This is a genomic window from Ruegeria sp. AP11 (genome assembly GCF_056535865.1).
In genome coordinates, this window is record NZ_JBQFJB010000003.1 from 19543 (window position 1) to 46427 (window position 26885).

22 protein-coding genes and 2 pseudogenes are annotated in these 26885 nt (G+C 56.0%); 7 read left to right on the top strand and 17 right to left on the bottom strand.

Annotated elements, in window-relative coordinates:
• Positions 1 to 26: 26 nt before the first annotated feature.
• From ACR3E4_RS21645 to ACR3E4_RS21655, 3 genes are read right to left on the bottom strand one after another with little or no spacing between them, the layout of a single operon-like run.
• Positions 27 to 761, bottom strand: a complete 735-nt coding sequence (locus ACR3E4_RS21645; protein ID WP_480567296.1) for a Crp/Fnr family transcriptional regulator — start codon at positions 759 to 761, stop codon at positions 27 to 29.
• A complete protein-coding gene (locus ACR3E4_RS21650; protein ID WP_480567298.1) occupies positions 748 to 1254 on the bottom strand; it encodes a LytTR family DNA-binding domain-containing protein in 507 nt (168 codons plus the stop codon). The genes ACR3E4_RS21645 and ACR3E4_RS21650 overlap by 14 nt, the downstream gene beginning before the upstream one ends.
• An 8-nt stretch (positions 1255 to 1262) precedes the next feature.
• Positions 1263 to 1604 carry a hypothetical protein gene (locus tag ACR3E4_RS21655; protein WP_480567300.1) on the bottom strand — a complete coding sequence of 114 codons (342 nt, stop codon included), beginning with the start codon at positions 1602 to 1604 and terminating at the stop codon, positions 1263 to 1265.
• Between the two features lie 482 nt (positions 1605 to 2086).
• Here ACR3E4_RS21655 and ACR3E4_RS21660 point away from each other — a divergent pair, with 482 nt between their 5' ends.
• Complete coding sequence (locus tag ACR3E4_RS21660) at positions 2087 to 2842, top strand: MipA/OmpV family protein (RefSeq protein WP_480535156.1); 756 nt, start codon at positions 2087 to 2089, stop codon at positions 2840 to 2842.
• Positions 2843 to 3045: 203 nt separating this feature from the next.
• On the opposite strand, the gene betA is transcribed toward ACR3E4_RS21660, so the two are convergent.
• The 6 genes from betA to choX form a co-directional block, all read right to left on the bottom strand.
• Complete coding sequence (gene betA, locus ACR3E4_RS21665; protein ID WP_480535155.1) at positions 3046 to 4701, bottom strand: choline dehydrogenase; 1656 nt, start codon at positions 4699 to 4701, stop codon at positions 3046 to 3048.
• A gap of 10 nt (positions 4702 to 4711) precedes the next feature.
• Positions 4712 to 6163, bottom strand: coding sequence for a betaine-aldehyde dehydrogenase (gene betB / locus ACR3E4_RS21670; RefSeq protein ID WP_480535154.1), 1452 nt, complete (start codon positions 6161 to 6163; stop codon positions 4712 to 4714).
• A 62-nt stretch (positions 6164 to 6225) separates the two neighbouring features.
• Complete coding sequence (gene choV / locus ACR3E4_RS21675; RefSeq protein WP_480535153.1) at positions 6226 to 7278, bottom strand: choline ABC transporter ATP-binding protein; 1053 nt, start codon at positions 7276 to 7278, stop codon at positions 6226 to 6228.
• Positions 7279 to 7281: 3 nt separating this feature from the next.
• Entirely contained in the window at positions 7282 to 8115 is an 834-nt protein-coding gene (gene choW, locus ACR3E4_RS21680) for a choline ABC transporter permease subunit (protein WP_480535152.1), read from the bottom strand.
• 1 nt (position 8116) lies between these two features.
• The gene (locus tag ACR3E4_RS21685; protein ID WP_480535151.1) at positions 8117 to 9031 is read right to left on the bottom strand and encodes an alpha/beta fold hydrolase; all 915 of its coding nucleotides are present in this window, start codon (positions 9029 to 9031) and stop codon (positions 8117 to 8119) included.
• Between the two features lie 17 nt (positions 9032 to 9048).
• Entirely contained in the window at positions 9049 to 9975 is a 927-nt protein-coding gene (gene choX, locus ACR3E4_RS21690) for a choline ABC transporter substrate-binding protein (RefSeq protein ID WP_480535150.1), read from the bottom strand.
• Positions 9976 to 10086: 111 nt separating this feature from the next.
• On the opposite strand from choX, the gene betI reads away from it, so the two are divergent.
• The gene (gene betI / locus ACR3E4_RS21695; protein ID WP_480535149.1) at positions 10087 to 10737 is read left to right on the top strand and encodes a transcriptional regulator BetI; all 651 of its coding nucleotides are present in this window, start codon (positions 10087 to 10089) and stop codon (positions 10735 to 10737) included.
• Between the two features lie 484 nt (positions 10738 to 11221).
• On the opposite strand, the gene ACR3E4_RS21700 is transcribed toward betI, so the two are convergent.
• Positions 11222 to 11773, bottom strand: a complete 552-nt coding sequence (locus ACR3E4_RS21700; protein WP_480535148.1) for a recombinase family protein — start codon at positions 11771 to 11773, stop codon at positions 11222 to 11224.
• A 125-nt stretch (positions 11774 to 11898) separates the two neighbouring features.
• On the opposite strand from ACR3E4_RS21700, the pseudogene ACR3E4_RS21705 reads away from it, so the two are divergent.
• A pseudogene (locus ACR3E4_RS21705) lies at positions 11899 to 14798 on the top strand (Tn3 family transposase).
• A gap of 106 nt (positions 14799 to 14904) precedes the next feature.
• Here ACR3E4_RS21705 and ACR3E4_RS21710 read toward each other — a convergent pair.
• Positions 14905 to 15156 (bottom strand): DUF6552 family protein, encoded by a 252-nt coding sequence (locus tag ACR3E4_RS21710; RefSeq protein WP_480535146.1) that lies wholly within the window; start codon positions 15154 to 15156, stop codon positions 14905 to 14907.
• Positions 15146 to 15850, bottom strand: coding sequence for an SDR family oxidoreductase (locus ACR3E4_RS21715; RefSeq protein ID WP_480535145.1), 705 nt, complete (start codon positions 15848 to 15850; stop codon positions 15146 to 15148). The genes ACR3E4_RS21710 and ACR3E4_RS21715 overlap by 11 nt, the downstream gene beginning before the upstream one ends.
• A gap of 98 nt (positions 15851 to 15948) precedes the next feature.
• Here ACR3E4_RS21715 and ACR3E4_RS21720 point away from each other — a divergent pair, with 98 nt between their 5' ends.
• Positions 15949 to 16827 (top strand): LysR substrate-binding domain-containing protein, encoded by an 879-nt coding sequence (locus ACR3E4_RS21720; protein ID WP_480535144.1) that lies wholly within the window; start codon positions 15949 to 15951, stop codon positions 16825 to 16827.
• Positions 16828 to 16938: 111 nt separating this feature from the next.
• Here the strand turns inward: ACR3E4_RS21720 and ACR3E4_RS21725 are convergent, their stop codons facing one another.
• Complete coding sequence (locus ACR3E4_RS21725; protein WP_480535143.1) at positions 16939 to 17487, bottom strand: glutathione S-transferase N-terminal domain-containing protein; 549 nt, start codon at positions 17485 to 17487, stop codon at positions 16939 to 16941.
• 326 nt (positions 17488 to 17813) lie between these two features.
• Entirely contained in the window at positions 17814 to 18371 is a 558-nt protein-coding gene (locus ACR3E4_RS21730; protein WP_480535142.1) for a hypothetical protein, read from the bottom strand.
• A 374-nt stretch (positions 18372 to 18745) separates the two neighbouring features.
• On the opposite strand from ACR3E4_RS21730, the gene ACR3E4_RS21735 reads away from it, so the two are divergent.
• Positions 18746 to 19894, top strand: a complete 1149-nt coding sequence (locus ACR3E4_RS21735) for a hypothetical protein (protein ID WP_480535141.1) — start codon at positions 18746 to 18748, stop codon at positions 19892 to 19894.
• A gap of 122 nt (positions 19895 to 20016) precedes the next feature.
• On the opposite strand, the pseudogene ACR3E4_RS21740 reads toward ACR3E4_RS21735, so the two are convergent.
• Both ACR3E4_RS21740 and ACR3E4_RS21745 read right to left on the bottom strand, forming a co-directional pair.
• Positions 20017 to 21242: pseudogene (locus ACR3E4_RS21740) on the bottom strand (ATP-binding protein).
• 232 nt (positions 21243 to 21474) lie between these two features.
• On the bottom strand, positions 21475 to 22746 hold the full coding sequence (locus ACR3E4_RS21745) for a replication initiation protein (protein ID WP_480535139.1): 1272 nt from the start codon (positions 22744 to 22746) through the stop codon (positions 21475 to 21477).
• Between the two features lie 580 nt (positions 22747 to 23326).
• Here ACR3E4_RS21745 and ACR3E4_RS21750 point away from each other — a divergent pair.
• Together ACR3E4_RS21750 and ACR3E4_RS21755 are read left to right on the top strand one after the other, a co-directional pair.
• The gene (locus tag ACR3E4_RS21750; RefSeq protein WP_480535138.1) at positions 23327 to 24712 is read left to right on the top strand and encodes an AAA family ATPase; all 1386 of its coding nucleotides are present in this window, start codon (positions 23327 to 23329) and stop codon (positions 24710 to 24712) included.
• Entirely contained in the window at positions 24705 to 25772 is a 1068-nt protein-coding gene (locus ACR3E4_RS21755; protein ID WP_480535137.1) for a ParB/RepB/Spo0J family partition protein, read from the top strand. Before ACR3E4_RS21750 ends, ACR3E4_RS21755 begins: the two co-directional genes overlap by 8 nt.
• Before the next feature lie 25 nt (positions 25773 to 25797).
• On the opposite strand, the gene ACR3E4_RS21760 is transcribed toward ACR3E4_RS21755, so the two are convergent.
• Positions 25798 to 26853: a tyrosine-type recombinase/integrase gene (locus ACR3E4_RS21760; RefSeq protein ID WP_480535136.1), complete on the bottom strand. Its 1056-nt coding sequence runs from the start codon at positions 26851 to 26853 to the stop codon at positions 25798 to 25800.
• Positions 26854 to 26885: the final 32 nt, after the last annotated feature.

The window sequence follows — 26885 nt, forward strand, 5'->3', positions numbered from 1 at the left end:
TTCAACCCGACCCGCGTTATCATTTGTTAAGGAAAGCCAACCTTTTTTCTGATTCTGCTGAGTGATACTGGAGTGATCCCCAGATACGATGCCAAATAGTGCAGCGGCACCGTTTCCAAAAGCTCAGGAGAGTGTTCCAAAAGGTGGCGATATCGGTTTTCTGGGTTATCCATAATCCGATTGAGGAAAAGGTTTTGGTAGTCAGTAAGGCGATCAACGAGCGCGCGGAACATGAACTCTCTGAACTCTGTCGAGTGGGCCATCAGTTTATTAAATGTGGTTCGCTCAATAGCTCTGACAACCGTCGGCGTAACGGCCTCGATCCCGAATTTGCTCGGGCGACCGTGAAAAAAGCTTTCAAGCGAAGAAACAATATCATTCTCAAAGAAGAACTGAAGCGTAACATCCGTCCCATCATTGTTATGCCAAATACGTAGGCACCCTTCTTCAACGATGTAGGCAAGATTGCTAATTTCCCCTGCAAAAGAAGAGTTTTTTTTGCCTACTTCAATGCGACGAAGCGATTGGAGATATTTCGTCCGTATATCTGGCGAAATTCGCATTCTTCGCTGTCTTCTTTCAAAGCGTGGGTAGTTACCTATCAACATACGATAAGGAAAGAGAGTTTCAAAGAGGATGATGGCGACGGCCTGCGCCAGATGCAGAATCCACACCGGGCTGCCTGGATCCGCGCAGAAAGCGGCATACAAGCCCGACAAACAACAGATGTTTTGAGAGCTTACAAAATTAAGGCGAAACATTTAGTGCAGATCGGCGTCTGCGGCTGACCGGTATGCTGGTTCCGTCGCGTAGGATACAGGTATAAGCGCTTCCTGAGCGGTGGATTTCCTGGATATGGCTGAAACTGACCCAATGCGATCTGTGACATTGCGCACCGCTGAAATCCTGCAATCGGTCAACACAATCGGAGAACGACATTTTTAACGTCGCTTGTCCGGATGATGTGAACACGCTGATATAGTGGTCCTGCGCTTCGACCCGAACAATATCTTCACCAAGGCGGGTTGGCAAAGTCGGGATTGCTTCTCTGAGACGCGGTCGTTGGACGATTTCCTCTGACTTCTCACCGCTATTGTCACTATTGGCCTGCAGAAGTTTGCCGAACCAGACAGCAAACACACAAAGCGCTGAGGACAGGAATACTGATGGCAGCGCCAGATTGGTGGCTTCGTCAAGCAGGCTGATCACAATACCATTGGAAAGAGAGCCGGAAAGCCGATCTGTTCCCGACATGAGACCAATCAGCAGAGAAAAGGGGCCAGCAACAAAGGTAGAAAAAGCACCGCACAGATTAAAGGCCAGGGCATGCTAAGGCCGGCAAGGATGCTGGCAACGGCGACCCCGATCAAAATTGCACTGCCTGCAAACAGCAGCGCCGACCACATCAGGAATGCCGCCCACATCGGCAAATCTGAATAGGGCCCAGTCTCGAACACTGTCAAAAGAAGACCCATGCTGCCCACGAACCAGCCCACGAAGTGGATGAGCTTCCAAATTGTCAAACCCTCAAACGACACGATTGAAATCAACGCGTTTTGAACGGTCTGAAGTAAAGTGCCGTAGAGTTGAACGGGTTTTGTCATGGAATCGCTGGATCTGGATCAAGAGTCTCAGCGTGAAAATTTAAGTGTTGCGAAACAGGAAAACAACGCACCTAATCGCCAACGGTTGCACACATACCGCTTACGAATACCACAGACCATTCGCGTATATTTGGCGCGTTTTGACGAACTTGCACGTGCACTGAGTATTTGATGCAACTAGCTGACGCCAAGAACTAAACAACTCAACGCGGCGATGGCTGACGACGCGCACTCGCAGGTCTTTGTGCCAAAACAAGGTTAATCTAGATGAAAATTAGTCTTCGAATACCCGGGCTGAGTTTTTGCATTTATCGGGTGGTTCAACTTGGATCTGACCGTTTGTCATTTATGTCGCCAAACCCACCACTTTAGAGTTCTCTACCCTCGACCGATTGCTTGAGTCTGGACCACGTTCGATGCCGGCACAGAAGATCGGTCAACACAAACGCCCAAAATTGAATCCCACGCAGAGGAAAGATTCCGTGATCAACTGTCGAGCAGTGTTCCTATCCCCGTTGGCCGTTGCCGCCTTGGCCTCTTCCGGTGCCGCGCAGGACAGCGGTCCGCCAGATGGTTGGCAGATCGGTGTAATCGCCGGTGTCGCAAACAACCCCTATATCGGTGAAGGAACGCAGGTCCAACCCTATCCGCTGGTGACATATAAGACAGGTCCGCTGTCCATCGGTACGTTGGGTCTTGAATATGAAGCTTACAAGGGCAACGGCTATACACTGTCCGTCGGCCTGTTGCCTCGCTTCTCGGGTTTGTTCAACACCGATGCCGACGAGCTTGACGGGATTGACCGTGAGATTACCGGGGATCTGGCACTTATCCTTGGTTATGATCTTGGTGCAGGCTTCAATACCGGCCTGCGCTTCCGTCAGGAAGTCACGGGCGAGCATGATGGTCAGGAAGTGATCTTTGATTTCGGGTATGGCACGCAGATCGGCAAGTCGATGCTGCAACTGCGCGCCGGTGCCGGCTGGCAGAGCGAAGATCTGAGCGGCTATGTCTGGGGGGTTTCCGCGGATGAGGCACGCCCGGGGCGCCCGGAATATGCGCCCGGCGATGTGATCATCCCGTTTGTCGAAGCCCGCATGGTGCGGCCGATCAACGAAAGCTGGTCCCTGATGGGCGGTCTGCGCGCCGACTTCCTGCCCAGCGATGTTTCGAACAGCCCGATCGTGGATGAAGACAATATCTACAGCGCTACATTCGGTGTGATGTTCAATTTCTGATCCCTCGGACCGGGCTTGCCATGTGTTGGCCCGGTCGGTTCCCGACCATACGTGGTTCTGAGCGCAGGTAAATCCGATCGCATAGGGCGACCAGCTTTTGGACCCACATCCTCCGTCCTCAGGCGTACTGTGTACTGTGAGCCAAAAAACGGCGCGCCTGCAATGTGGGGAGGAGCATCAGACGCGCCGCAGGAGAGGCCAGATCAACGCTGATTGCTCTCCCAATCCGGATGGGTCCAGGGTTTGGCATTGGACGGTGCCAGACGCTTGCCAAGGATGTGGTCCGCCGCTTTTTCACCGGTCATGATCGATGGGGCATTCAGGTTGCCGTTGGTAATGCGCGGGAAGATCGAACTGTCGGCCACGCGCAGCCCCTCGACGCCGATCACGCGGCAATCCGGGTCGACAACGGCCATCGGATCATCTGCAGCCCCCATTTTGCAGGTACCGCAGGGGTGGTAGGCGCTTTCGACCTCATGGCGGATGAAATCGTCCAGTTCGTCGTCGCTCTGGACCGCGTTTCCGGGCTGGATCTCGTGTTTCACATAAGGCTTGAACGCGTCCTGCGCGAAGATTTCCCTGGTCAGACGGATGCAGGTCCGGAACTCTGCCCAGTCATCCTCATGACTCATGTAGTTGAACAGGATCTTGGGGGCCTCTTTGGGGTCGGCGCTGCGCAGGGTGACAGTGCCGCGCGATTTCGATCGCATGGGCCCCACATGCGCCTGGAAACCGTGCCCTTCGGCAGCGGCCTGACCGTCATAGCGTACCGCCATCGGCAGGAAGTGGTACTGGATATCTGGATAATCGACGCCCGCTGCCGACCGGATGAAGGCCGCGCTTTCGAACTGGTTTGATGCCCCCAGGCCAGTCTTTGTGAACAACCACTGCGCACCCAGCGCACCTTTCCAGAACAAGTTCCAGTATTTGTACAGCGTGATCGGTTGGCTGGCCGCCATCTGCAGATACAGTTCCAGATGATCCTGCAGGTTCTGTCCCACGCCGGGGCGGTCCGCGACGACATCAATCCCGTGTTCGGCCAGATGCGCCGCCGGTCCGATGCCCGACAGCATCAGCAGTTTTGGCGAATTGATGGACGAGGCCGAGATGATCACCTCGCGTTTGGCGCGGATGGTCTCGGTTTTCGATCCGCGTTGCAGCTCGGCACCGGTTGCCCGGCCGTCTTCGATGATCACCCGGTTTGCCAGCCCCTTGACCAGCGTGCAGTTCGGGCGTTGCAGGGCAGGTTTCAGATAGGCATTTGCCACCGACCAGCGCCGTCCTTTCCAGACGGTCTGCTCCATCGGGCCAAAGCCTTCTTGTTGTTCCCCGTTATAGTCGCCGGTGACCTGATACCCGGCCTGCTTCCCGGCATCGACAAAGGCGTGGAACAGCGGGTTCTTTCGCGGGCCGCGGGTGACATGCAAGGGGCCGTCATTGCCGCGCCATTCTGGGTCGCCGCCATGGCCGCCGTCATGCCAGTTTTCCATCCGCTTGAAATAGGGCAGGACGTCGGCATAGCTCCAGCCCGCAGCGCCGCTGTCGGCCCAGTGATCAAAATCCTTGGCATGGCCCCGGACATAGACCATCCCGTTGATCGACGACGATCCCCCGATCACCTTGCCGCGCGGGCAGGCCAGTTCGCGCCCGCCAAGATGTGGCTCGGGCTCGGACGAAAAGCCCCAATCATAGATCGACATGTTCATCGGATAAGACAGGGCCGCGGGCATCTGGATGAACGGGCCCGCATCGGTGCCACCATATTCGATGACGATCACGGATGATCCGGCCTCGGACAGGCGGTACGCCATGGCGCATCCCGCCGACCCTGCACCAACTATGACAAAATCTGCCTCCATGGAATCCTCCTTAGAACGGTGCTTCGAGCGAGGTCATGCGGACATAGACCGACTTGACCTGGCTGTAATGTTCGATCGCGGCCTTCGAGTTTTCCCGGCCCACGCCTGATTGCTTGACGCCGCCAAACGGCGCTTCGACCGGGGCATCGTTATAGGAATTGAGAAAGCAGCTGCCGGCTTCAAGCTGGGCGATCACACGGTGACCGCGCTTGAGGTCATTGGTGAACACCCCGGCGGCCAGACCGAAATCGGTGGCGTTGGCGCGGGTGATCACCTCGTCTTCGGTGTCGAAATCCAGCACTGCCATCACGGGTCCGAAAATCTCTTCCCGGGCGATTTTCATGTCGTCTTTGACATCGGCGAAAACCGCAGGCGTGATCCAGTTGCCCGGTTTGTCGATCCGCTCGCCGCCACAGACCAGCCGTGCGCCTTCTTCCTTGCCCGAGGCAATGTAGCTGAGCGAAATCTCAAGCTGACGGGCGCTGACCAGAGGGCCGAAATTCGTCGCCTCATCCTGCGGGTCGCCGATGATGGCACCGGCCAGCCGTTCTTGCAGGCGGGCCAGAAACGCCTCTTTGATGCCGTTCTGCACGAACACGCGGGTGCCGTTGGAACAGACCTGACCTGAGGAATAGAAATTCCCCAGAATGGCACCGCTGACGGCCTCTTCCAGATCAGCGTCGTCGAAAACGATCATCGGTGACTTGCCGCCCAGCTCCATGGTGACATGTTTCATGCCTTCGGCGGCGGCGGCATAGACTTTGCGCCCGGTCGGGACCGACCCGGTCAGCGAGACCTTGTCCACCCTGGGATCCGTGACCAGCGCCGCGCCGATCTCGCCCCGGCCCTGCAACACGTTGAACAGGCCAGCGGGCAGGCCCGCCTCGATCAGGATTTCGGCCACTTTCAGCGCGCATAGCGGGGTTTCCTCGGACGGTTTGAAGATCACCGCATTGCCACAGGCCAGCGCGGGCGCGGCTTTCCAGCAGGCGATCTGGGTGGGGTAGTTCCAGGCGCCGATACCAACGCACAGGCCCAGCGGCTCGCGCCGCGTATAGACCCAGTCTTCGCCCAGCTGGATATGTTCGCCGGTCAGGCTGGCGGCCAGCCCGCCGAAGTATTCCAGCGCATCGGCCCCCGACGTGGCATCTGCGACAGTGGTTTCCTGCAGCGGCTTGCCAGTGTCATAGGTTTCTAGCACTGACAATTCGTGATTGCGCGTGCGCATGATGTCGGCGGCCCGGCGCAGGATGCGCCCGCGCTCGGCGCCGGACATCGCAGCCCAGTCCTTTTGTGCTGCCCGCGCCTGTGCAATGGTGCGATCAACGAGTTCGGCCGATGCTTCGTGCAGATTGGCAATCACCCCGCCGGTTGCCGGATAGATGACATCCAGCGCCTCTCCGCTTTCGTCCTCGACATAAGCCCCATTGACGAAATGGCTGGCAGTGGGTTGCGCGATCATGGTCGACACCTCCGATGCAAATTGGTCAGCGACGCCAGAGAGATAGCCCCCGGCGCCGGTTGTTACGCCGCGACTTCGGCCTGTTGTGTGCGCAACAGGCAGCTCAGCGCGGCCTTGACGTCAATCTTGCCGATTGGCCCGTCCGCCCCCAGAACAATGATTTCGCTTTGCTCTTCTATGAGCATCGAAATGATGTCCTTTAGGGGCGTCGTGTCAGCGATAACCCGGGCGTCCGCAGGAACGGGGCCGGAATGCTCAATCATGATCTCCATCGCGCGCAAGACGTTCAGCGGGTTCATATGGGCCACAAACTCGGCGACATACGGCGTCGCGGGATTCAGGACGATGTCCTGAGGTTCCGCACATTGCACGATGCGACCGCCTTCCATGATGGCAATGCGAGACCCAATTTTCAGCGCCTCATCCAGATCGTGGCTGACGAAAACAATCGTACGGCCCAGCTTTTGCTGAAACTCCAGCAATTCATCCTGAAGCTTGTTGCGGATCAGCGGATCAAGGGCCGAGAACGGCTCGTCCATCAGCAGGATCGGCGCTTCGGTGGCAAAGGCGCGGGCCAGGCCCACACGCTGTTGCATGCCGCCGGACAGTTCCTGAACCTTGCGGTCGGCCCAATCCTCAAGATGCACCAGTTCCAGCTGTTCGCGGGCGCGTCGCAGACGCTCGTCTTTGTCGACACCAGCGACCTCAAGCCCATAGGCGACATTGTCGATCACAGTGCGCCAGGGCAGCAGCCCGAATTGCTGAAAGACCATGGCAACGCGATCCCGGCGAATTCCGCGCAGAGCCTTTTCGTTGGCCTGCACGATATCCACCAGGCCGTTTCCGGTGTTGACCTCAACTTTGCCGCGCACCACCGGGTTCAACCCGTTTACCGCCCGCAGCAGGGTTGATTTACCGGATCCCGACAGGCCCATAAGCACCAGAATCTCGCCGTTCTTGATATCGATTGAGCAATCATGAACGCCCAGAACCTGTCCGGTCTGTTCCTGAATTTCCGCGCGCGACATCCCCTTGTCCATCATCGGCAGGGCGGTCTTCGGTTCATTGCCAAAGACGATGTTCACGTTGTCGAAACGTACCATTGTGTCAGTCATCGGTCACGGGCTCCCTCTTTTGAACATCCGGTCGAAGATGATGGCGACCAGAACGATTGCGATGCCGACTTCGAACCCTTTGGCGATATTGACCGAATTCAGCGCCCGCAGCGTCGGAACACCCAAGCCGTCGGCTCCCACAAGGGCGGCGATCACCACCATGGACAGTGACAGCATGATGGTCTGCGTCAGACCGGCCATGATCTGTGGCAGCGCATAAGGCAGTTCCACCTTCCACATCAGCTGCAGCGGGGTCGACCCAAAGGCCTTGCCGGCTTCGATCAGTGACGTGGGCGTCGAGGTGATCCCCAGATGGGTCAGACGGATCGGAGCGGGTATGGCAAAGATCACCGTGGCGATCAGGCCGGGCACCATACCCAGACCGAACAGGATCAGCGCCGGGATCAGGTAGACGAATGTGGGGATCGTCTGCATCAGGTCCAGGATGGGTTCCATGATCCGGTACAGCCAGGGTTTGCGAGCGGCGGCAATGCCAAGCGGCACGCCCAGCCCCATGCAGACCACGGCAGCAGCAAAGACCAACGCCAGAGTTTCAGTCGTTTCGACCCAGTATCCCTGGTTGACGATCAGCAGCAGCCCAAGCGCCGTGAACAGGGTAAAGCCGATGGATTTCCGAACCAGCCAGGACAGCGCGGTTATAACCGCGATCACCACAAAGGTGTTTGGTGCTTGCAGCAACCAGAGCAGGGCGAGGATGATCCCCTCAAGAACTGCGGAAAGGCCATCGAAAAACCAGAAAAAGTTATCGGTCAGCCATTCGACAAAGATCTTTGCCCATTTCCCAATCGGAATTTTATAGGATTCCAACCACTCCATTTCAGGTCCTCCCTCCTGCATGTGCCGTTGTTTGCTGGTCCTGAGGGTCAAGTGTCTTCCTCAGCCAGTTTTCGAGATATTTGATGGCCTGCGGATCCAGGGCATGGCCCATGTCTTCGCACAGTACGAATTCGGAATTGGCGATAAGCGCATGCGCCTGATACGAGCTTTCGGGCATCACGCAGCGGTCCTGCGCACCGGCGACGATCAGGGTTGGTGCCGTGATCGACTTTAGTTCGGGCGTCCGGTCGCCGGACCCATTGAGCGCAAGCAACTGCCGGGCATATCCCCCGGACGAGAACCCGCCCTGGATCATGTCCAGCGCCGTCGCGCGGGCGTCTTCTTTGGTCAGCGGTGTCGGATCGGACCACCAGATGAGGTCATCGGTCAGCCAATCGACAAATTCGGTTTCAGATACGAACGGGCGCGCGGTGCGCTTAAAACGGTCCCATGCACCGGGCGGCGCTGGGATTTCTGCCTCGCCTGCGCTGCTGCAGATCTGTGCCAACCCGGTGACGCGCGAACCAAGCTTGGCTGCGACCAGCTGGGCGATCATGCCCCCCATGGAAAACCCAACCGCGGCAAATTGATCAACGCCCAGGGCATCGACGCAGCGCAGGACATCGTCGCGCATGTCGAACAGCGTGTAGGGGGAGCGGTGTACGGTTGGCTGCGATTCCAGCAGTCTGAAGGCTTCGGGGTCGATATCCGGCCCTGCCCGACCAGACCGCCCCATATCGCGGTTTTCGACGCAAACGACGTGAAAGTCCCGGGCCAGGCTGTCAATCAGGCCCTGGGGCCATTCCGGCAGCTGCATTCCCAGCCCGAGGATCATCACGATGCACGGCGCGGCTTTGTCGCCGTGCATCTCGACATAGATGGGGCAGTTTCCGGCGATTGTCTGTTGGATAGGCATCGCTCACCCCGCTTTGATTACAGGCCCAGATGCGCCCGGACTGCGTCCAGACCGCTGCTGCCATCCAAGGTGGTCACGCCATCAAGCCAAGCGTCCAGATACTCGGGATGCGCCTTCAGAAGCGCGGCACCAGCCTCGTTCGGGTCCATGCCATCTTCCAGGATATAGCCCATGCCTTCGCTTTCCATCGGGATGTCGAAGGTCATCTGGGTTACCAGCTTGCCGATATTCGGGCACTCTTCCAGATAGCCCTTACGCACTTGGGTATGCACGGTTGCGCCACCGAAGTTCGGGCCATAGAATTCGTCGCCACCGGTCAGGTACTCGATTTCAAACTGGGTGTTCATCGGGTGCGGCGCCCATGCCAGGAACACGATCCAGTCTTCTTTGCGCTGGTTCTTCTTGACCTGTGCCAGCATGCCCTGTTCCGAGCTTTCGACGACTTTCCAGCTGCCCAGACCGAAGGCGTCCTTGCCTACGATGTCCAGCATGATGTCGTTCGAACCGGGTTCGATCCCGTACATCTGGCTGTCGAACTTGTCGGCGTTTTCCACCAGATGTGAAAAATCGGTCACGCCCGCTTCGTAGACGTATTTCGGTACCGCAAAGGTGAATTTCGCGCCTTCCAGATTCTGGTGCACCGTCTCGATGTCGCCGGTATCGCGATAGGCCTGATAATAGGTTTCCATCGCCGGGTCCCAGTAGCCCAGGAATACATCCAGATCCTTGCCGACCATTGATTCATAGATCACTGGAATACCCAGAACATCGCTTTCCGGCGTATATCCCAAACCCTCCAGCACGGTACTCGCGACACCGGTTGTCAGGGCCAGATCGGTCCAGCCTGGCTCGGCCATACGCACAGTGTCACAATTGGCGGCGGCTTGATGGGCGCAAACGGCCAGTACGGAGGCCATGGTTGCGCTGCGGAGTGTCATTTGCATTCGTAATTCCTCCCAGTGGTCTTTATACTGACCCTATAGTCAATAAACAGACCATACGTTTAAATTGACCGCAGAGTCAACTAAATCTATTCTCGGTCAAAAGAGGGCCCAATGGGACGTAAAAGCATTGCCGAAATTCGCCGTGAAGAATTCGCTGCCGCAGCATTCGAAGTGCTGTCCTTACACGGTATGCAAGGCACGACCTTGCAGCGTGTCGCCGAACATACCGGCGCCTCCAAGGCCAGCGTGCTGCACTATTTTTCGAACAAACAGGCCCTCATCGAAACCGCCATGCGCCGTGCTAATGCTACGCTGCGCAAAGAGGCGGTCGCCTTCCTGTCTTTGGCAGCGACGCCCTGGGAACGCTTCTATGCAATTATCGAAGCGAATTTCTCTCCTACCACCTTCAGACCAGAGGTCGCGCATGGATGGATTGCCATGTGTGCCGAGGTTCCGCACAACCCCCAATTTCAACGCCTGCAAAACGCGATTTATCACCGCCTGCACAGCAACCTCTATTCAGCGCTGAAGGAGACCGGGGCAGAAGCGGCAAAGGCCCATGTTACCGCGCATACAGTCAGCTTGCTGATTGACGGGTTATGGATGCGCTGCGGTTTGCAGATTGGCGGGCTCAACCGGGACGAAGCAATGACTCAGATTGAAACTGTGATTGAACAAAGCTTTCCAAATGACATGGACCGAATGGCGGCCAGGGAAAAGATGTGCACCATCGCCCAGGCATTTGTGGCGAGCAAAGTCTAGATCAAAGATTGGGTAGCTTTTGCTGAGATACTGAGAATTGGATTCTTTAATCTCCTCTAGGCTTCAGTAAGACACCGTATATCGGAATTGGAAGTAGACAGCGTAAAAACCGCTTTTTTCGAGAAGTGGCAGCCTTTCAAATAAATCATGCATAATCCTGTTTTGCGGCACACATGCAAAACAATTTCGAAACTCGCATCCGCTTCAACCTAACTTGAAGCTTGCAAGTCAGCCACCAAATGGCGCGTAGTTGAAATTATGTGAAACTTACGCCTGAGGTCTTGTCAAAGACGAAGCAGCACGTTTTAGCCAATTCAGAGATACCTGATCCGCAATCTTTGATCGCGGTTGCACCCAAGTTGGGGTCGACTCCGGCTCAGTGCAGAATAGGGCGCTAAGAGCTTCTAGCCCACATCTCGCCGCTCGGGTGGGCGCACATCTTGCTCACAGGCGAAAAACCCGGATCGGGGTACTGTCGTCGCGCTCAGCCTTCGTTTTCGGTGAGATAGCGGTAGATGGTGGCCTTCGAGAGGCTGTATTCCGCCATGAGGTCCTTGATCAGAGTGCCACTTGCGCGTTTGTCGCGCAGTTCTATGATCTGATCATCAGTAAGCGCGGGGCGCTTTCCGAACTGAACACCTCGATCCTTCGCCTTCTTGATCCCGTCCATTTGCCGCTCTGCGCGGATCTCGGTCTCAAACTGGCCGATGGCCCCAAGCATATTGAACAAAAGCCGTCCAGTGGCATCGGATGTGTCGATGTTCTGATCAAGGACGACGAGATCGACGCCTTTATCCCGCAAGGTCTCGGCAATCTGGCAGAGATGCAAGGTGGATCGAGCCAGACGGTCGATCCGGGTCACGATGAGCTGGTCACCATCGCGGACGTAATTCAGGCATTCTTTGAGCTGAGGTCGGGCGTCGGTGGTGCCGCTGCGCTTTTCTTCAAACAGTTTGTCGCAGTCACTCAGCTTTTCCCGCTGCACGTCCAGGGATTGTCCGACTGAGCTGACACGGGCATATCCGACTTTGGCCATTGGGTCTCATATAAGTTAAGGAATTGTGCGACCGCCATATTGAGACATTGAAAAAGACATGGCAAGCGGACGGTCTCAATATGTCTACTTTCAAAGACCCCATTTCATAAAGAAAGTACAATCCGATGGCACACCGAGCGGTTCTGACCGCGCGACAACGCGCGGCGCTTTTTGATCTTCCAACAGACGAGATGGCGTTGCTTCGGCATTACACCCTGGATGATGAAGACATTGAGCACATCCGCACACGGCGACGGCCAGAAAACCAAGTTGGCTTTGCGCTTCAACTTTGTGCCTTCCGGTATCCAGGTCGCTTGCTCAAGTCTGGCGAGGTGATCCCGGAGCCGGTTTCCCGTTTTGTGGCCGCGCAACTCGGACTGAAGCCGGATGATCTCCTGCCATATGCCGCACGGGAGAAGACCCGCCGGGAACATCTGGAAGCTCTGCGCAAGATGTACGGGTTCAAGATGTTCTCCGGCAAGCGCGCCAAGAAAATGCGGAAATGGCTGGATCAGAATGCTGAAGCGGCGCAGTCCAGCGAGTTTCTGGTGAGAGAGTTCGTGGAAGAATGCCGCAGACGGCAGATCATTCTGCCCGGTATATCGGTCATAGAGCGTTACTGCGCGGATGCGTTGGTTGCAGCTGAACGCAGGGTAGAGGCTCGCATTACGGCTCAGCTCGACGCAGAAATGCGCGCACGCCTTGATTGTTTGCTCAGCGAAGAGGTGGATGCGCGAGTCAGCCGTTTCATCTGGCTGCGGCAGTTCGAGGTCGGAAAAAATTCTGCCGACATCAACCGTCAGCTTGACCGGCTGGAGTTTCTTCAACGGATTGGGTTGCCACCAGCTGTCCTGGACGACATTCCGGCGCACCGGGTCGCGCAATTGCGTCGTCAGGGGGAGCGCTATTTTACAGATGGGCTGCGGGACATCACCAGTGATCGCCGTTTGGCCATTCTTGCCACCTGCATTGTGGAATGGTCAGCCGCCATCGCTGATACCGTAGTCGAAACCCATGACCGGATCGTTGGATCAATCTGGCGGGAAGCAAAGAGAATTTGCGACGCCCGTGTTACCGACGCGCAATCGGAGATCGCAGCGACCTTGGCCGGGTTTGAGGCTTTGGGCACGACATTGTTGTTGACCAAAGGTGATGAGGTGGCTGTCGCCAGTGCCGTAGATGCATCCTGTGGCTGGGATGCTCTGGAACGCCTCGTCGCAACGGCGGGGGCACTCGGTAAGACCGTCAAGGCGGATGCACTGGGCTATGTCGAGCAGGGCTATCATCGGTTCAAGCTCTATGCCCCACGCATGCTGGCAGCATTGGACATCGCGGGGGCCAGTGTGGCTGAGCCGTTGCTGGCGGCGACCGATGTGATCCGCGCCAAGCGCGATATTCCAAGCCGCTCTGCGCCCTTTCTTCAGCCACAGTCGAAATGGCGAAGTCACTTGCGGAATCCAGAAAGCAATCGAGACCGACTATGGGTCGTTGCGGTATTGTTCCATCTGCGCGAAGCCTTCAGATCCGGGGATGTTTGGCTTGCCCACTCGCGCCGCTATTCTGATATGAAACAGGCTTTGGTTCCGGTCGAGGCCGCGCAGACCATGGGCTTGTCGATGCCATTGGAACCGGAAGTCTGGATCGCAGATCGAAAACAACGCCTGGAAGACGGGCTGCACAGGCTTGCGATGGCAGTCAAAAACGGAAGCCTTCCCGGCGGTGTTATCGAGGATGGCAGATTGCGCGTTGACCGGCTTGAAGCTGATGTACCCGCTGAGGCCGATAGCCTCATCCTTGATCTTTATCGCCGCCTGCCGGAGGTGCGGATCACGGACATCCTTATGGACGTGGACAATGACACGGGTTCACTGATGCCTTCACCCATCTGCGCACCGGGGCACCGTGCAAAGACAGGCTTGGCCTTTTGAATGTCATTCTGGCAGAGGGCCTGAATCTCGGCTTGAGCAAAATGGCCGGGGCCAGCAGCACGCACAGCTTTACTCAGTTGGCACGGCTCTCGAACTGGCATGTGGAAAGCGAGGCCATCAATCGGGCATTGGCCATTGTGATCGAAGCGCAGGCACAGTTGCCAATGGCCAAATACTGGGGTGCCGGTGAAACCGCTTCCAGTGATGGGCAATTCTTCCCCACCACGCGACAGGGCGAAGCGATGAATCTGATCAATGCGAAGTACGGTCACGAACCTGGCCTGAAAGCCTATACCCATGTATCAGATCAATATGGCCCCTTCGCCACGCAGGTCATCCCGGCAACGGTGAACGAAGCACCCTACATCCTGGATGGCTTGCTGATGAACCCAACGGGAAAACAGATCAAAGAGCAATATGCCGACACGGGCGGCTTCACAGATCTTGTTTTTGCTGCGACCTCGCTTCTCGGGTATCTGTTTATCCCGCGCATCAGGGATTTACCGTCTAAACGGTTGCATGTCTTTGATCGGCGCAGTGTCCCGACTGAGCTGAAGGGCTTGGTGGGCGACAAAATCCGAGAAAATACGATTATCGCAAACTGGCCAGATGTGCTGCGCTGCATTGCGACCATGCTCTCTGGCAGGATGCAGCCAAGCCAACTTTTGAAGAAACTGGCGGCACGGCCACGGCAACATGATCTGGCCATCGCCCTTCGGGAGATCGGGCGTATCGAGCGCACACTGTTCATCATCGAATGGTCGCTCGATACCGATATGCAGCGTCGCGCCAATATTGGCCTTAACAAAGGCGAGGCGCATCATGCCTTGAAAAGTGCTCTTCGGATCGGCAGGCAGGGAGAAATCAGAGATCGCACCACAGAGGGCCAACACTTCCGGATCGCCGGATTGAACCTGCTCACCGCCATCATCATCTACTGGAACACCAAGCAACTCGGGTCTGCGGTCATCGCACGGGAAAAAGCCGGATTGGAAACACCCGCCTATCTCCTTGCGCACATCTCACCCCTTGGATGGGCGCATATTATCCTGACCGGCGAATACAGATGGCGGAAGATGAAAGCGGAAAACCCATGAAACCTGGCGCGGCGGCAACACCGGACATTCATCCAGCATGCGGCGAAATCGGCCAGAGAGCCATTTTACCGATGCTGCGCCGGGAACCAATGGCCGCTATGCTACGTCAGCTGCTTGTCATGCCCGCAAACATTGCGCCAAGAGCCACAAGGTGAACCAACATCAATGCCTTGTCATTCCATAGTGCGCCAACGGCAAACCATCCCAGAACACCGACAAGGAAAAGGTAAAGGTTCCAAGGCGTCCATCCAAATCCTGTGGCGGTATATCCCAGGATTTGAATGGCCGATGCGCCCCATTTGACCGCAAAGATGAGGCGTTCACGGGATGTCGCAATGACAATGGTGTCAGACGGCACGGGTCAATCCTCCATCGACGCGCAGGTTTTGACCGGTCATGTAACCGCCTTGTTCCGAGGCGAGCCATGAAATCAGGGAGGAAACTTCAGCGGCATATCCATAGCGCCCCATTGGGATACGCGCTTTGCGATCTTCGGTTTCCGGCAGGCTGTCGATGAAGCCTGGAAGAACATTGTTTATACGGATGTTTTCTGCCGCATATTTGTCAGAATACAGCTTGGTGAATGCAGCAAGCCCGGCCCTGAAGACACCAGATGTAGGAAAGAGCGGATCAGGTTCGAACGCCGCAAAGGTCGAAATGTTGATGATTGCCCCGCTGCCCTGCGCTTGCATCACGGGTGTGACCAGCCTGGTCGGGCGGATCACATTCATAAGGTAGACTTCCATGCCTTGGTGCCAATCCTCGTCGCTTATCTCCAGGACCGGACCTTTTGGTCCGTGACCAGCAGAGTTCACCAAGACGTCGACGCGGCCCCAGCGATCCGTCGCCCCCTCGACCAACGCAGTCAGCGCATCGCTGTCGAGATTGGAACCCGTAACGCCAAAGCCGCCGAGTTCAACGCCGAGAGCCTCCCCCTTTCCGGAAGACGACAAGATACCGACCTTAAACCCGTCCTGCGCCAATTTGCGTGCTGCATCTGCTCCCATGCCGCTGCCACCTGCCGTAATGAGAGCTACTTTTTCTACTGACATCTCTGGAATCCTTCTATGTTTGGAGCCATTATTGTGGACAACTGGCTGGAGTGCGATTGAGAATTGATGCTTTATGACAATAGAAATACTATTGCGATATGACCGAACTCCCTCCTCTCAATGGTTTACGTGCCTTTGATGCTGCTGGCCGTCGTCTTAGCTTTCGTGCTGCCGCCGATGAGTTGGGCGTGACGCAAGGGGCTGTTGCGCAGCATGTTCGCCAGCTCGAAGCGCATCTGGAACTAACCCTGTTTGAGCGGGTGCCGAAGGGTCTGGCGTTCACGTCGGTCGGGCGCAGCTTTCACAGCCGGATTGCGGCAGTGTTCGCGGACCTGAGATCCGCAACAGCCGAACTGAAGCCGGAGCCGCACAAGGTTATCATCAGTGTCACCCCTACCTTTGCGGCGAAATGGCTGATCCCCAATCTTCCGGACTTCACTGAAACTCATCCGAGCATTGATTTGCGGATATTGGCCACGGAGAAGGTGTCCAGCTTCCACAGCGACGGGATCGACCTTGCGGTGCGTCAAGGATCGCCGCCATTTGGCGCGTCGCTGGACGCTACATTGTTGTTCAAGCAATCTCTGGTCGCAGTGGCTGCGCCATCACTCGCAGGCGATGGACGCAACCCTCCCGATCCAGAAGCTCTGCCCAAGCTGCCGAAAATACATGACACCCATCATCTTTGGCCGAGGTATCTTGAGTATTTGGGGATGAGTGAACAGGCACCGCGTAGCCTTCGCCTGAGCCAGACGTCACTCGCAGTTGATGCGGCCATCGCCGGGCAAGGTGTAGCGTTGGTAAGCCGCTTTCTGGTGGCTCATGACCTCGAAACCAGTCGCCTCGTAGAGGTGGGCAAGACATGGGAAGCCGGTGGAAGAGACTTCTACGTCCTCATGCCGCGAACCGTGAGAACGAACCGGGCCGTTGCCGAAGTTATGACTTGGTTAAAGGAACGTTCTGACTCTCATCTCTGAGTGCCAGAAAACTCAAAGCAGCCTTTTGGGCCGCAATCGCGAAAGCACCCTTTGTCCGCATCTCACAAGTTCGAGCATCGTGCAGCGAAGGGTCAACGGGGCTAGAAGCTCTTAGCGCCCTATTCTGCACTGAGCCGGAGTCGACCCCACAGTGTCAAAACTTATGTTGATGCCTGTCAAAAAAGATTCTGCCTCTGGCAATGCGGTCTCGACTTCACACACGAACCGCTGTGTCTCCGCGAACGCATCCGAAAACGTCATTCCAATCCGCTCTGGCATAGCTCTTTCAAAGAAGGCCTTAACTTCAGGGGATGTCAGCTCCGGCAGGTTCAAGTGTGGCATCCGTGGATAACAGAGCGCGTTGAGTGGCGCAGCAAAGGATGCGCGCCATTCTTCCAGTTCCGGACTTGTGCCATATGAGGGCAGTATCCGGGTTCCCATCGTGTCAAAGTGACGAATGATTTCGTTGCTGTCCTGGATCAGCGTTTCACCATCGACCAGAATGGGAACAGTCAGCCTATCGACTCGGCCCTCCAGTTCGGGCGGAATACGGCCCGGTGAAACATAGATGAGCTCAGGCGACAGCCGTTTCCAGCCAGCCAAAATGCGGGTACGCACACAGAACGGGCAAGTTTCAAAGATGTAGAAGGTATGCATCATGCGCTTAGAGCAAGGGTTCCAGTTCAGATTTGTGTGGACTATGCCAGTTGAAGCCTTAATCCACTAAATTGTTATTTTGGACTTCGGGCAACGAGTTAGGGATCGAGTGCGTGCGCTTGATCACCTTGCCTCTGCGGTTCTTATGCTCGGTAATCTGAGGGTGCAAAAGCACTATTGGCTGAGCGTAAGCGGCTGATAGCACTGGCACGGCAAGTGGAGCATGCAGGGGCGTGAATCTGGCAGAGTGTAGTTAGCCCCTGAATACCCAACAATATCGATGCCAGTTCCCGCGTATCCAGAATAGAAGTCGAGATGACCGTGCACAGCTAGGGACTACAAGCCGGATCGATGCTTGAACCCAATGGCGCAACCAACAGTGGACCAATACGCAAATCTGTTGCTATTCCTGTGTCTGTCGTAACTCGGGCCGTTGCAAACTCGAAATCACTGGGTTCAAGTAATTTTGGGTCAATACTCGGCCCGCAAGTTCGAGTTTCTTCGTTGATATCAATCTGGACGTTGACGCCGTCAAATCCGAGTGGAGAGAAGTCTTCGCCTGTATCAAGGGGGACGCTAAATTCTATTGCGCTATCAGTTTGTGAATTTATTCTGCCCGAAATAATGACCAAGTCATGGGATTGCCCATACCAAACATCGACGCCAACTGAGCGGACCATCATATCAGATAAGCTCAGAACACTATTTCCCTCGGGCATCGGGCCAGCATGGGACCCCCAAGAATACGATACAAAGGGCAGGTCCGACACATGCAGTTGGTCTAGCGTTACATTTTCCGCGAGTGAAGTTGATGCCAAGCCAAGAACTGAAATCAAACCTATTGTGGCTCCAGCCCACTGTTCCATTGTATCTGTCCAATAGTCCATCGATTAACCAAAGATTCCTGTCGATACGGTACCAGATTGAGCTTCTTCGGTCATCGGCAACATGTTTCTCAGTTCTATTGCACGTCAATTTTGACCACCTCACACGGAGCTTCATGCCAAACTCCATCGAGTGGATTTAGCAGGGAGTCATGCCCAAATCTGAGTTTCTGGAAGCCGATCAATACCGGGAAATACCGCACTTCCTTGAACAATGATGCACTATCTAAGCTGTTGTTGTCTCAACGAACTTCGAATGCCCCAGACTATCCGACCTAACTTGACAATTTGACTAGCCAAGCTTTTGTTACGTCCAGTTTGATTTGGTTTTAGGTTTTTCCCAAATGCGCTTGGCGAAAAGCCTTTTAAGGTGTGAGATGAAAAAGCCAGCACTCAATGCCCTGCTACTGTTTGGCGTATATATCTCATCCTTTGTTTACATTGCGTGGCGGCACTACAAAACTATTCGAGATGGTGGTCACTACTACCTGCAAGGGGATTGGCTGATAAACTTTGCCGCTGGTCCAGTCAGACGCGGTATTTCGGGTGAGACCTTTCTGTTTCTTAGTGAACTCACAGGCATCGGTCCCGTTTATCTGCTCGGCTTCGCTCAATTCGGAATGCTTGTCTTACTTTTGTGCGGGCTCCTCTACCTCGCAGTTTCAAGAGGCTTGACTGATGGCTTAACGCTTGCGTTGCTAAGCCCGGCGCTTGTCGTTTTTTGGGTAACCGACCCGGATGCACCGTTTCGAAAGGAGTGGCTCGGTTACCTGGTTTTCTTACCATTGCTGCTCCCAAGAAGAGCTCCACCATCAAATATTTGCCTGGCATCCTCAGCCTTGCTGCTTGGCATTGCTATCTCATTCCACGAAGCCAACGCCGCCTTTGTTGTTCCTGCGGCAGTCGTTCTTTGGTTACTTCTTGAGCGTGGTAAGGCTTATGTCTGGATTGGCACATTGGGGCTAATAACCGCCGCCGTAACAATCTTTTCGCTTCTCAATGTGAGCGTTTCGGATGTGAGCCCGATATGCCAGCGTTTAGTGGCAACCGGTGTGAAACAAGAAATTTGCGGGGGCGCAATCGCCTGGCTGGAACTGGACTTTCGATCCGTTGTCAATGAAGGACAGAATCTCGTAGCAATATTTGGTGGAGTTAAGAATTTTGGACTTGCGGCACTGTGGGTTTCATTTCTTTTCGGGTCGCTGATTTGGCTTTTGCGTAAGCACGTTTCTAACTCCAGTGCGGTATTTGCCCTGGCGTTGAGCTTCGCTGCATTTCTGCCCTTGTATCTGCTAGGCGCGGATTGGGGGCGATGGGTATCTATTCAAATCTTTGCGCTGCTTTTCGTCGTCTTCGCACTGGCAAAACAACAAGGTGATCCGACTGTGGGAGGAGAAGTTCGTACTTCGGTCTACTTTCCGCTGTTAGCTGTGTACCTATCAGTGGGCGTCTACCATATGGTGCCAGTACCGACTTGGGGTTTCCTCCACACCTATGTCACAGGCATAAACAACCTTCTTAACTGATGCCCATAGCGGCAAGCAATTGTGCTGATGAAACCAAGGCCAACCGTGCACTAACAATCAATTTGGACCAGTCAGATGAGGCTGCTCATAGGCCCCTGCCATTCCTTGGCTTTGCGCGTCCATCAACTCGTTGCCCAAAGGCTGGAAATTGGAACTGCGAACATGTTGTCCGCGAAGGGTATAACCTGATCGTGGTCGAAGAGAACGAATCCCTGGATGAATTTGTCACCGCAAGCCTGTGCCAATCTACGCATCCCGGAAAAGTCGCTGGAAGTAACTGTTGCAGATGACTTCACCTCAATCCCAACGATCTCGCCACGCCTGTTTTCGAGAACGATATCCACCTCGTTTCTGTCTTTATCGCGGAAGTGCGAGAACGTGCATCTTTGCTCGCTCCAGGTGGCAATCTTGCGCAACTCGCTGAACACAAATGTTTCGAGGATCGACCCGAAGGGTGTCTTGTCCTTTTGACGGTGCCCGGCGTAATGCTGCGCATGGCCGCCAAAAGGCCTGCATCCAGGAAGTGCAACTTGGGGGACTTGGTCAGCCGCTTCAGGCGATTGGTGAACCACGGCTGCAAACTGTGCACGAGAAAAAGGTTTTCAAAAACCCGCACGTATTTCTGAGTGGTTACGTGATTCAGACCTATGGCAGCACCGATCCCTGAGTAATTGACCAGTTGACCAGAATGCTCTGCCAGAACTGCCAGTAGTTTTGGCATGATTGCGAGCTGTTCGATCTGGGCCACATCGCGAACGTCTCGTTGTACAATCGCATCAAGATAATCATGGTACCAATCCTGCTTTCGCCCCCATCTTTTCCGTCCAAGAGCCTCAGGGTAGCCACCGGAAAGAACTGTCTCAACAAGTTCATCGCCAATGACCGGCTGGTCTACGACAGGGGCTTTGGCTTCGAATGCCCGGTCGATAAAGCCCGATTTCGTTTCAAGGATTTCCGTCTGGCTGAGAGGTAGGAGACGGACAATTTCCATTCTCCCGGCAAGAGAGTCCGCGACCTTGGGAATGGTCATTAGGTTGGCGGAACCGGTCAGCAGAAACCTCCCTGCCCTTTTGTCATCATCCACCGTTTTTTTGATTGCCAGAAGGAGGTCTGGGGCTCGCTGAATCTCATCGATAACCGCCCGGTCCAACCCGCGAACAAAACCGGCAGGATCATCTATAGCTGATTGCAACACAGTCGCATCGTCCAATGTTAGAAAGGGAGCTTTGTCAGAGGCGATTTCTGTTGCCAGGGTTGTTTTGCCAGACTGTCGAGGTCCGGAGATCAGAACAACACGCGTGTCAGACAACGCTTCTTCTATTCTGGTTTTAGCAAATCTTGGATACATGTTCGAATGACTTCTTCTCGTCCGATTGAAAGTACGGCACCGACCAATTGAAAGTCAACATCCGACCAACTGAAATCGAAGACCCTGCAAACTGAAAGCAATACTTGAACTTCACCATCACAACACATGCACTTTTTTCGTGGGTTCTTTCAGTAGACAGGGTGAGATTTTTTCGAATATCGGCCTTTGTTGCCACTTTGAAACACAGCCCATGTTTCAAAGCTGTTTCAAACTATCCATGGTCTTCGAATACACCCGGTTCCAGCTCTTCCCAGAACGCGAAAATCGCCGTTGCGTTCAATGCCGACCTCCACCCATGCGCGCGGAAGTGTTCGCGATCCAGATCGTCAGTCAGGCCAGACAAAAACAACCTCTTGTCCGCATCGCGCTGGGTCGGGTTTCGCCGCGAAACCAGATCTTCAACAACAGCCAGTTTCCGAGCCCGCTCGGTGCGCTCTGCCACGCGGGCCGCATAGGCCTGATCCTCGCGCGCCTTGGTCTCTGCCCGTTTACGGGCCGCTTCCAGAGTTTCAGGGCTTGGCTCCACCGGCTCGGGCGTGTCAGGCGCCTGGTAATCATCGCGCAGTGCCGCAGACAGATACCCGACCGCCGACTTAACATCCCGCTGCCGCTCGGTCATATAGTCGAGCTTTTGCTGCACATAGTCCTCGCCATGTTCAGCAATCCATTGCCGTGCCAGACGATCCGCGACGCCCTGCTTTCGCAGCGTTTTGTAAACCTGCAGGTTGCGCACCCCGTCACTGTCATCGATCTGGAACATCGCCATCTGCGGGTTCTCGCGGATCAGAAAGCGAAGATCGGCGACCGCCCTGCCCTTTTTGCGGAATTCAGGCTCGATCACGATGTCCGAGCTTTTGTTCACCTCGGTCACGGCCGGTTTGATAATCTTGGCGTTCAGGTGTTTGAAGCTGCCGTAATAGTCGCTACCATCCACACCCATCAGCTTGCGAAAGACATCCAACGTCCACCAACCGGTCGATCCGGTGCGCACAAAGCGATAGCAGTTTTCGTAGAGCGCTAACCCATGCCCCGAGCTGAAATTGCGCTGAATATGCACGTTGATCAGCGCATAGATTTTCGGGTCGAACAGCTTTTGCGCCAGCGCCGGAGAATACGCGTATTCGCAGATACCATTCTTGAGCTTGGCAAAGCTGAGAAGCGACGACACCCCCCATTCCTGCCGCCCTTCTTCATCCAGCATGTCCCATTCGGCCACGGTTTCGGCCAAAGCGCGCAGGCTGGACCGGAGCGTGTCGAAATCGTTCGAGTTATAGCCCACCATCATCGCCAGCGTCCGGGCATCGATCGTATGGGTAGTGGCCGAGGTTAAGGTGTCATAGGCATTCAGCAGCAGAACATTGGACAGCTTGCGCTGCAACAGAGTGAGTTTGCCGCTGATATGAATAGCGGCGACATTCTTCTTAACCGTCTCGCGGCGAAGCGCGCCCGAGAGCTGATCCATATCGACCTGGGTTTCCGGCATTGCCCTGCCTGACTGCTCGTTTGTATATATGTGCCACGAAAGGTACCCGCATTTCAATTCCTATCGGGTGCCCAATTACAGGATATACCGCGTCCCGTAGACAGGTACCTTAAACGGCAGAACAGCCCGTTTACCTATTTGATGGCCACAATACATCGCAGATAGCGGAGTCAAAATGAGTCAATCGGGCAAAAAACCGGTGAATTAGACTCCATTCGAGCCTCCCAGAGTCCTCCCGAGAATCGGGTCCCTTGTTCCTGTTGACGGGTTCCATTGAACCTGCAGACGGGTACCTTTCATCCTGCATCCGGGTCCTTATCAGCCTGTATTCAGGCACCCAAACAGGGTTACCTTTATGTTTTTGTGAGATAAATAGGATCCAAAGTTTTTAAAGACTCTTAAAGATTCCAAACTCTTTGTTGCTATATTTTCTTTGGATTTTGATTGGTTTCGCCGCGAAACCGAATCAGACCGCCCAGAAATCCCATAAAATCTGCGATCAAGGATAGCCGAACCAAACAATGTACGTTAGTTTGAGGAATATACGCTGATAAGGCGAACATACTCTGAGGCATCGACAGTGAACAAACCAACGCAACCCAGCCTGCCCCCGTATCTGAACCTCGATCCCAAGGCAGCAGCCAGCCGTTTGCCCGACCCTATCGGCACCCAGCGATTCGCAAAAGCGGCGGCGTTTTGCGCCAAGGGGCGTGATGATCTGGCCCGGCGTGGATACGCCCCGGACGGGGAAAAACGACTGCGCAGATTTTCCACATGGGAGATCACCAAATACCTCATCCCGGTCGCCCCGGCGCATCTCCGGCGTGTGTTGAAAGCCAACCCGGATCTGCCGCAGGGCGAGGGGGAAGGCGGGTCCAAGTGGTTTACGCTGGAAGAAGTTCTGGCCCTGCGTCAGTATTTCGCCAGCGAAGGGGTCAGCACCAAAGAGTACCTGCCCTATCGGCCCGAAGGGCTGCCCGCCAAGGTGGTCTCGGTTGCTAATTTCAAAGGCGGGGTCGGCAAGACCAGCACTGCAGCGCATCTGGCCATGTCCGCCGCTTTGGACGGGTACAAGGTGCTGGTGATCGACCTGGACAGCCAGGGCTCGATGACCTCGATTCTGGGCGGTAAAGTTGCGGATGAATGGCAAACCGTGTTTCCCCTGATCGCCAAGGATTACGCCCATGCGGTGCAGCAGGAGAACACGGTTCGCGCGGCTGCGGATCAACCGGAAATACCCCTGGACGAAACCCTACGCGAGGCGTTGACCACCCTGCCCCGGGACGTGATCCAGAAAACCCACTGGCCGAATATCGACCTGATCGGCGCGCAGCTGAACCTCTATTGGGCCGAATTCCAGATCCCCGTCTGGCGCATGGGGTTGCGCAGCTGGCCTCTGTGGGACGGGCTGACCAATTTCCTGAACGATGACGGCGTTCTGGACGAGTACGATGTCATATTCCTGGATACGCCCCCTGCCCTCGGCTACCTGACCATCAACGCCCTTGCGGCTGCGGATATCCTGCTGGTCCCTTTGGGGGCGTCTTTCCTGGAGTTCGACTCGACAGGGCGATTCTTTGACATGCTCTATTCGACCTTCGCCAGTATCGAAGACGGTGAAAATGCGGCGCAACGGGCTGCGGGTTTACCTGAGATGAAGTTCGAATGGGATGTAGTGCGGGCGATCATTACCCGCTTCGATGCCAGCCAGCAGACCGATATGGCCAATGTCATCCAGGCCTATTTCGGGGATTTCATGAATGCGTACCGTCAGGATTACACCGCGCTGGTCGGGCAGGCGGGCGAACAGGTCAACGGGATCTACGAGGCGGACTATCGCGAGTTCAACCGCGAAACCTATGTGCGCGGCCGTGAAACATTCGACAGAACCTATGCCGAGTTCAAGGAATTGCTGATCGGCTGCTGGTGGCGCGACGCGCAGATGGAGGAACAGGCAAATGGCTAAACGCAGAAGACTGACAGCACCGGATGCGTCCGAGCTTAAGGAACTCGAGGCCGGTTTCGCCGCGAAACCGCAAGCCAACCCTTTTGAAACCGGTGCCACTACGCCGCCAATTGCGCAGGTCGCCGGCGAGGCCGCGGCATTGTCCGGAATGACCGCCGTCACCGACCGCGCAGCATTGGCGCAAGATCAAGGCGACGCAGAACGCTGGCGCGCGGCCCGGAGCGACGGGCTGGTGGCGCAGAAGATACCGCTGGACCAGATCGAGCCGGATCATATCCGGCGTGATCGGCTGGATGTCGAAGAAGAGGCACTGGTTGAACTGATCGATTCCGTGCGCGTGCACGGGTTGCGCGCGCCGGTCGAAGTGGCCAGGCTGGAGGACGGCTATGGCCTGATCTCCGGATATCGCAGGTATGAGGCCTTTCGACGCCTGTCCATGACCGATCCCCGGTTTGTGGAAATTCCGGCTTTCGTGCGTGATGCCGGGGCAGGGCAGACGGCCTATGTCTCGATGGTGGAAGAGAATGAGCTCCGCTCCAACCTCAGCCACTACGAGAGGGGGCGCATCGCTGTGCTGGCCGCAGGGCAGGGGGTTTTCGACTCGGTAGAAGACGCGGTCAACACGCTGTTCTCGACTGCCTCCAAGGCCAAGCGATCCAAGGTGCGCAGCTTTGCAATGGTCCACGAAGCATTGGGTGATATGCTTCAGTATCCGACCGAATTGACAGAAAAAGCCGGTCTGCAACTCGCCGCAGGTTTGCGCAACGGCGCTCAACCCCGTTTGCGAGACGCGTTGGACCGAGCCGAGGTGTTTGATGCTCGGTCGGAGTGGAAGCTGCTGGAAAGTGCAGTGAAGGCAACGCTCGACAAACCGCGCGACAAGGCACGCGGGGGCCGCCCGCGACTGGTTGAGCGCCTTGATCCTGTGTCGCTTCAAAAGGGCGGAACGCTAAGCGCTGAAGTCGCACCTGAGGAAGTGCGCATTCTGTTGGAGGGCCGCAGTCTCGACCGCAGAACCGTCGAGACATTGCTGGAAAAGCTTGCCGATCAGATCGGTTAGTTTCGCCGCGAAACCACGCGTTCTCTCACCCCAACAGATCGGTCGCCGGGTTTTCTGCGATATCGACATCATCGTAGTATTTCTGCGCTTGTGCGAGCGAGCGGTGCAGGGACAGGCGCATGGCGGCCTGGACCGGTGCGCCATCCAGCGCAGCCTGGGTCAGAAACCCTGAACGCAGCCCGTGGGGCGAGGCAAAGTCTTCTGGCAGCCCCGCCAGTTTTAGCCGGTGTTTCACGATCTGCGCGATCGCATCGGGGCTGAGGCGGCGTTTCAATACCCGGTCGGCTTTTGAAATCGGCCGGAACAAGGGGCCGTCGCTGATACCTCCCACCTCGATCCAATGCACCAGCGCCTGGGCTGCGCGGCCCTTCAACACCAGCCGCGGCGTCTCGCCCTTGGCTGTGCTCTTGGTTTCCAGCAGCGCAATCCAGACAAGCCCGGTTTTGTCGAATTCCTTGAGAGAGACATCCGCGCGCATCAGCCCGGTAATCTCAGACCGGCGACGGCCACCTGACGCCCACCCCAACATCAGCAGCGCCCGATCCCGGCAATCCCGACGGGAGCCGCGGCACGTGGCCAATAGCTGTTCGAGAATATCGCGGGTGATCGGGTGCTGCGATTTCGGGGCCTGGGGCCGGGCTGCAGCCCGGCGCGCCTTGGCACGGGCCTGCTTCACCTGCGGCGCGTCAAACGGGGAGGCGAGGTTTTTCATCCGGTGAAAGGCCAGCCATGAGGCAATGCGCCGGTCCAGCGTCGAGGGGGCCGGGCAGGCGAGAGACTTGCGTAAGCCCTTAGCGATCAGTGCCTCTGCGGCTTGGCGCGCGCGGTCCTCGGGCGCGGCGTCATTAAGATCTCGGGCATGATCGAGAATGAAGGCCAACGCGATATCCTGGCGCTCGGGCCATTCAAGCGGCTTCTTGAAGGCCACATTGGCCCAGGCGGTGATGTAGAGCAGATCTCGCTCGTAGGCGCGCAACGTATTGGGTGGCGTGCCGCGGATGTAAAGATCGGTGAGCGCCTCCTGATCGTCTGCGGACAGGGCAGGGGAGGCGGCGGGGAGATAGGGCGCAGGGGGCTTCATGTGTCGATTTTCCCAAACCTGTAGACTGCTCT

What these genes read in the sequence shown, in the direction of transcription:
- ACR3E4_RS21760 (WP_480535136.1), bottom strand. Translation starts at nt 26,853, where the DNA reads ATGAAGCCCCCTGCGCCCTATCTCCCCGCCGCCTCCCCTGCCCTGTCC.
- ACR3E4_RS21735 (WP_480535141.1), top strand. Translation starts at nt 18,746, where the DNA reads ATGAAAAAGCCAGCACTCAATGCCCTGCTACTGTTTGGCGTATATATC.
- ACR3E4_RS21720 (WP_480535144.1), top strand. Translation starts at nt 15,949, where the DNA reads ATGACCGAACTCCCTCCTCTCAATGGTTTACGTGCCTTTGATGCTGCT.
- choV (WP_480535153.1), bottom strand. Translation starts at nt 7,278, where the DNA reads ATGACTGACACAATGGTACGTTTCGACAACGTGAACATCGTCTTTGGC.
- ACR3E4_RS21715 (WP_480535145.1), bottom strand. Translation starts at nt 15,850, where the DNA reads ATGTCAGTAGAAAAAGTAGCTCTCATTACGGCAGGTGGCAGCGGCATG.
- ACR3E4_RS21730 (WP_480535142.1), bottom strand. Translation starts at nt 18,371, where the DNA reads ATGGACTATTGGACAGATACAATGGAACAGTGGGCTGGAGCCACAATA.
- ACR3E4_RS21655 (WP_480567300.1), bottom strand. Translation starts at nt 1,604, where the DNA reads ATGACAAAACCCGTTCAACTCTACGGCACTTTACTTCAGACCGTTCAA.
- ACR3E4_RS21700 (WP_480535148.1), bottom strand. Translation starts at nt 11,773, where the DNA reads ATGGCCAAAGTCGGATATGCCCGTGTCAGCTCAGTCGGACAATCCCTG.
- betA (WP_480535155.1), bottom strand. Translation starts at nt 4,701, where the DNA reads ATGGAGGCAGATTTTGTCATAGTTGGTGCAGGGTCGGCGGGATGCGCC.
- choW (WP_480535152.1), bottom strand. Translation starts at nt 8,115, where the DNA reads ATGGAGTGGTTGGAATCCTATAAAATTCCGATTGGGAAATGGGCAAAG.
- betI (WP_480535149.1), top strand. Translation starts at nt 10,087, where the DNA reads ATGGGACGTAAAAGCATTGCCGAAATTCGCCGTGAAGAATTCGCTGCC.
- betB (WP_480535154.1), bottom strand. Translation starts at nt 6,163, where the DNA reads ATGATCGCGCAACCCACTGCCAGCCATTTCGTCAATGGGGCTTATGTC.
- ACR3E4_RS21685 (WP_480535151.1), bottom strand. Translation starts at nt 9,031, where the DNA reads ATGCCTATCCAACAGACAATCGCCGGAAACTGCCCCATCTATGTCGAG.
- ACR3E4_RS21755 (WP_480535137.1), top strand. Translation starts at nt 24,705, where the DNA reads ATGGCTAAACGCAGAAGACTGACAGCACCGGATGCGTCCGAGCTTAAG.
- ACR3E4_RS21650 (WP_480567298.1), bottom strand. Translation starts at nt 1,254, where the DNA reads ATGTCGGGAACAGATCGGCTTTCCGGCTCTCTTTCCAATGGTATTGTG.
- choX (WP_480535150.1), bottom strand. Translation starts at nt 9,975, where the DNA reads ATGCAAATGACACTCCGCAGCGCAACCATGGCCTCCGTACTGGCCGTT.
- ACR3E4_RS21745 (WP_480535139.1), bottom strand. Translation starts at nt 22,746, where the DNA reads ATGCCGGAAACCCAGGTCGATATGGATCAGCTCTCGGGCGCGCTTCGC.
- ACR3E4_RS21645 (WP_480567296.1), bottom strand. Translation starts at nt 761, where the DNA reads ATGTTTCGCCTTAATTTTGTAAGCTCTCAAAACATCTGTTGTTTGTCG.
- ACR3E4_RS21725 (WP_480535143.1), bottom strand. Translation starts at nt 17,487, where the DNA reads ATGATGCATACCTTCTACATCTTTGAAACTTGCCCGTTCTGTGTGCGT.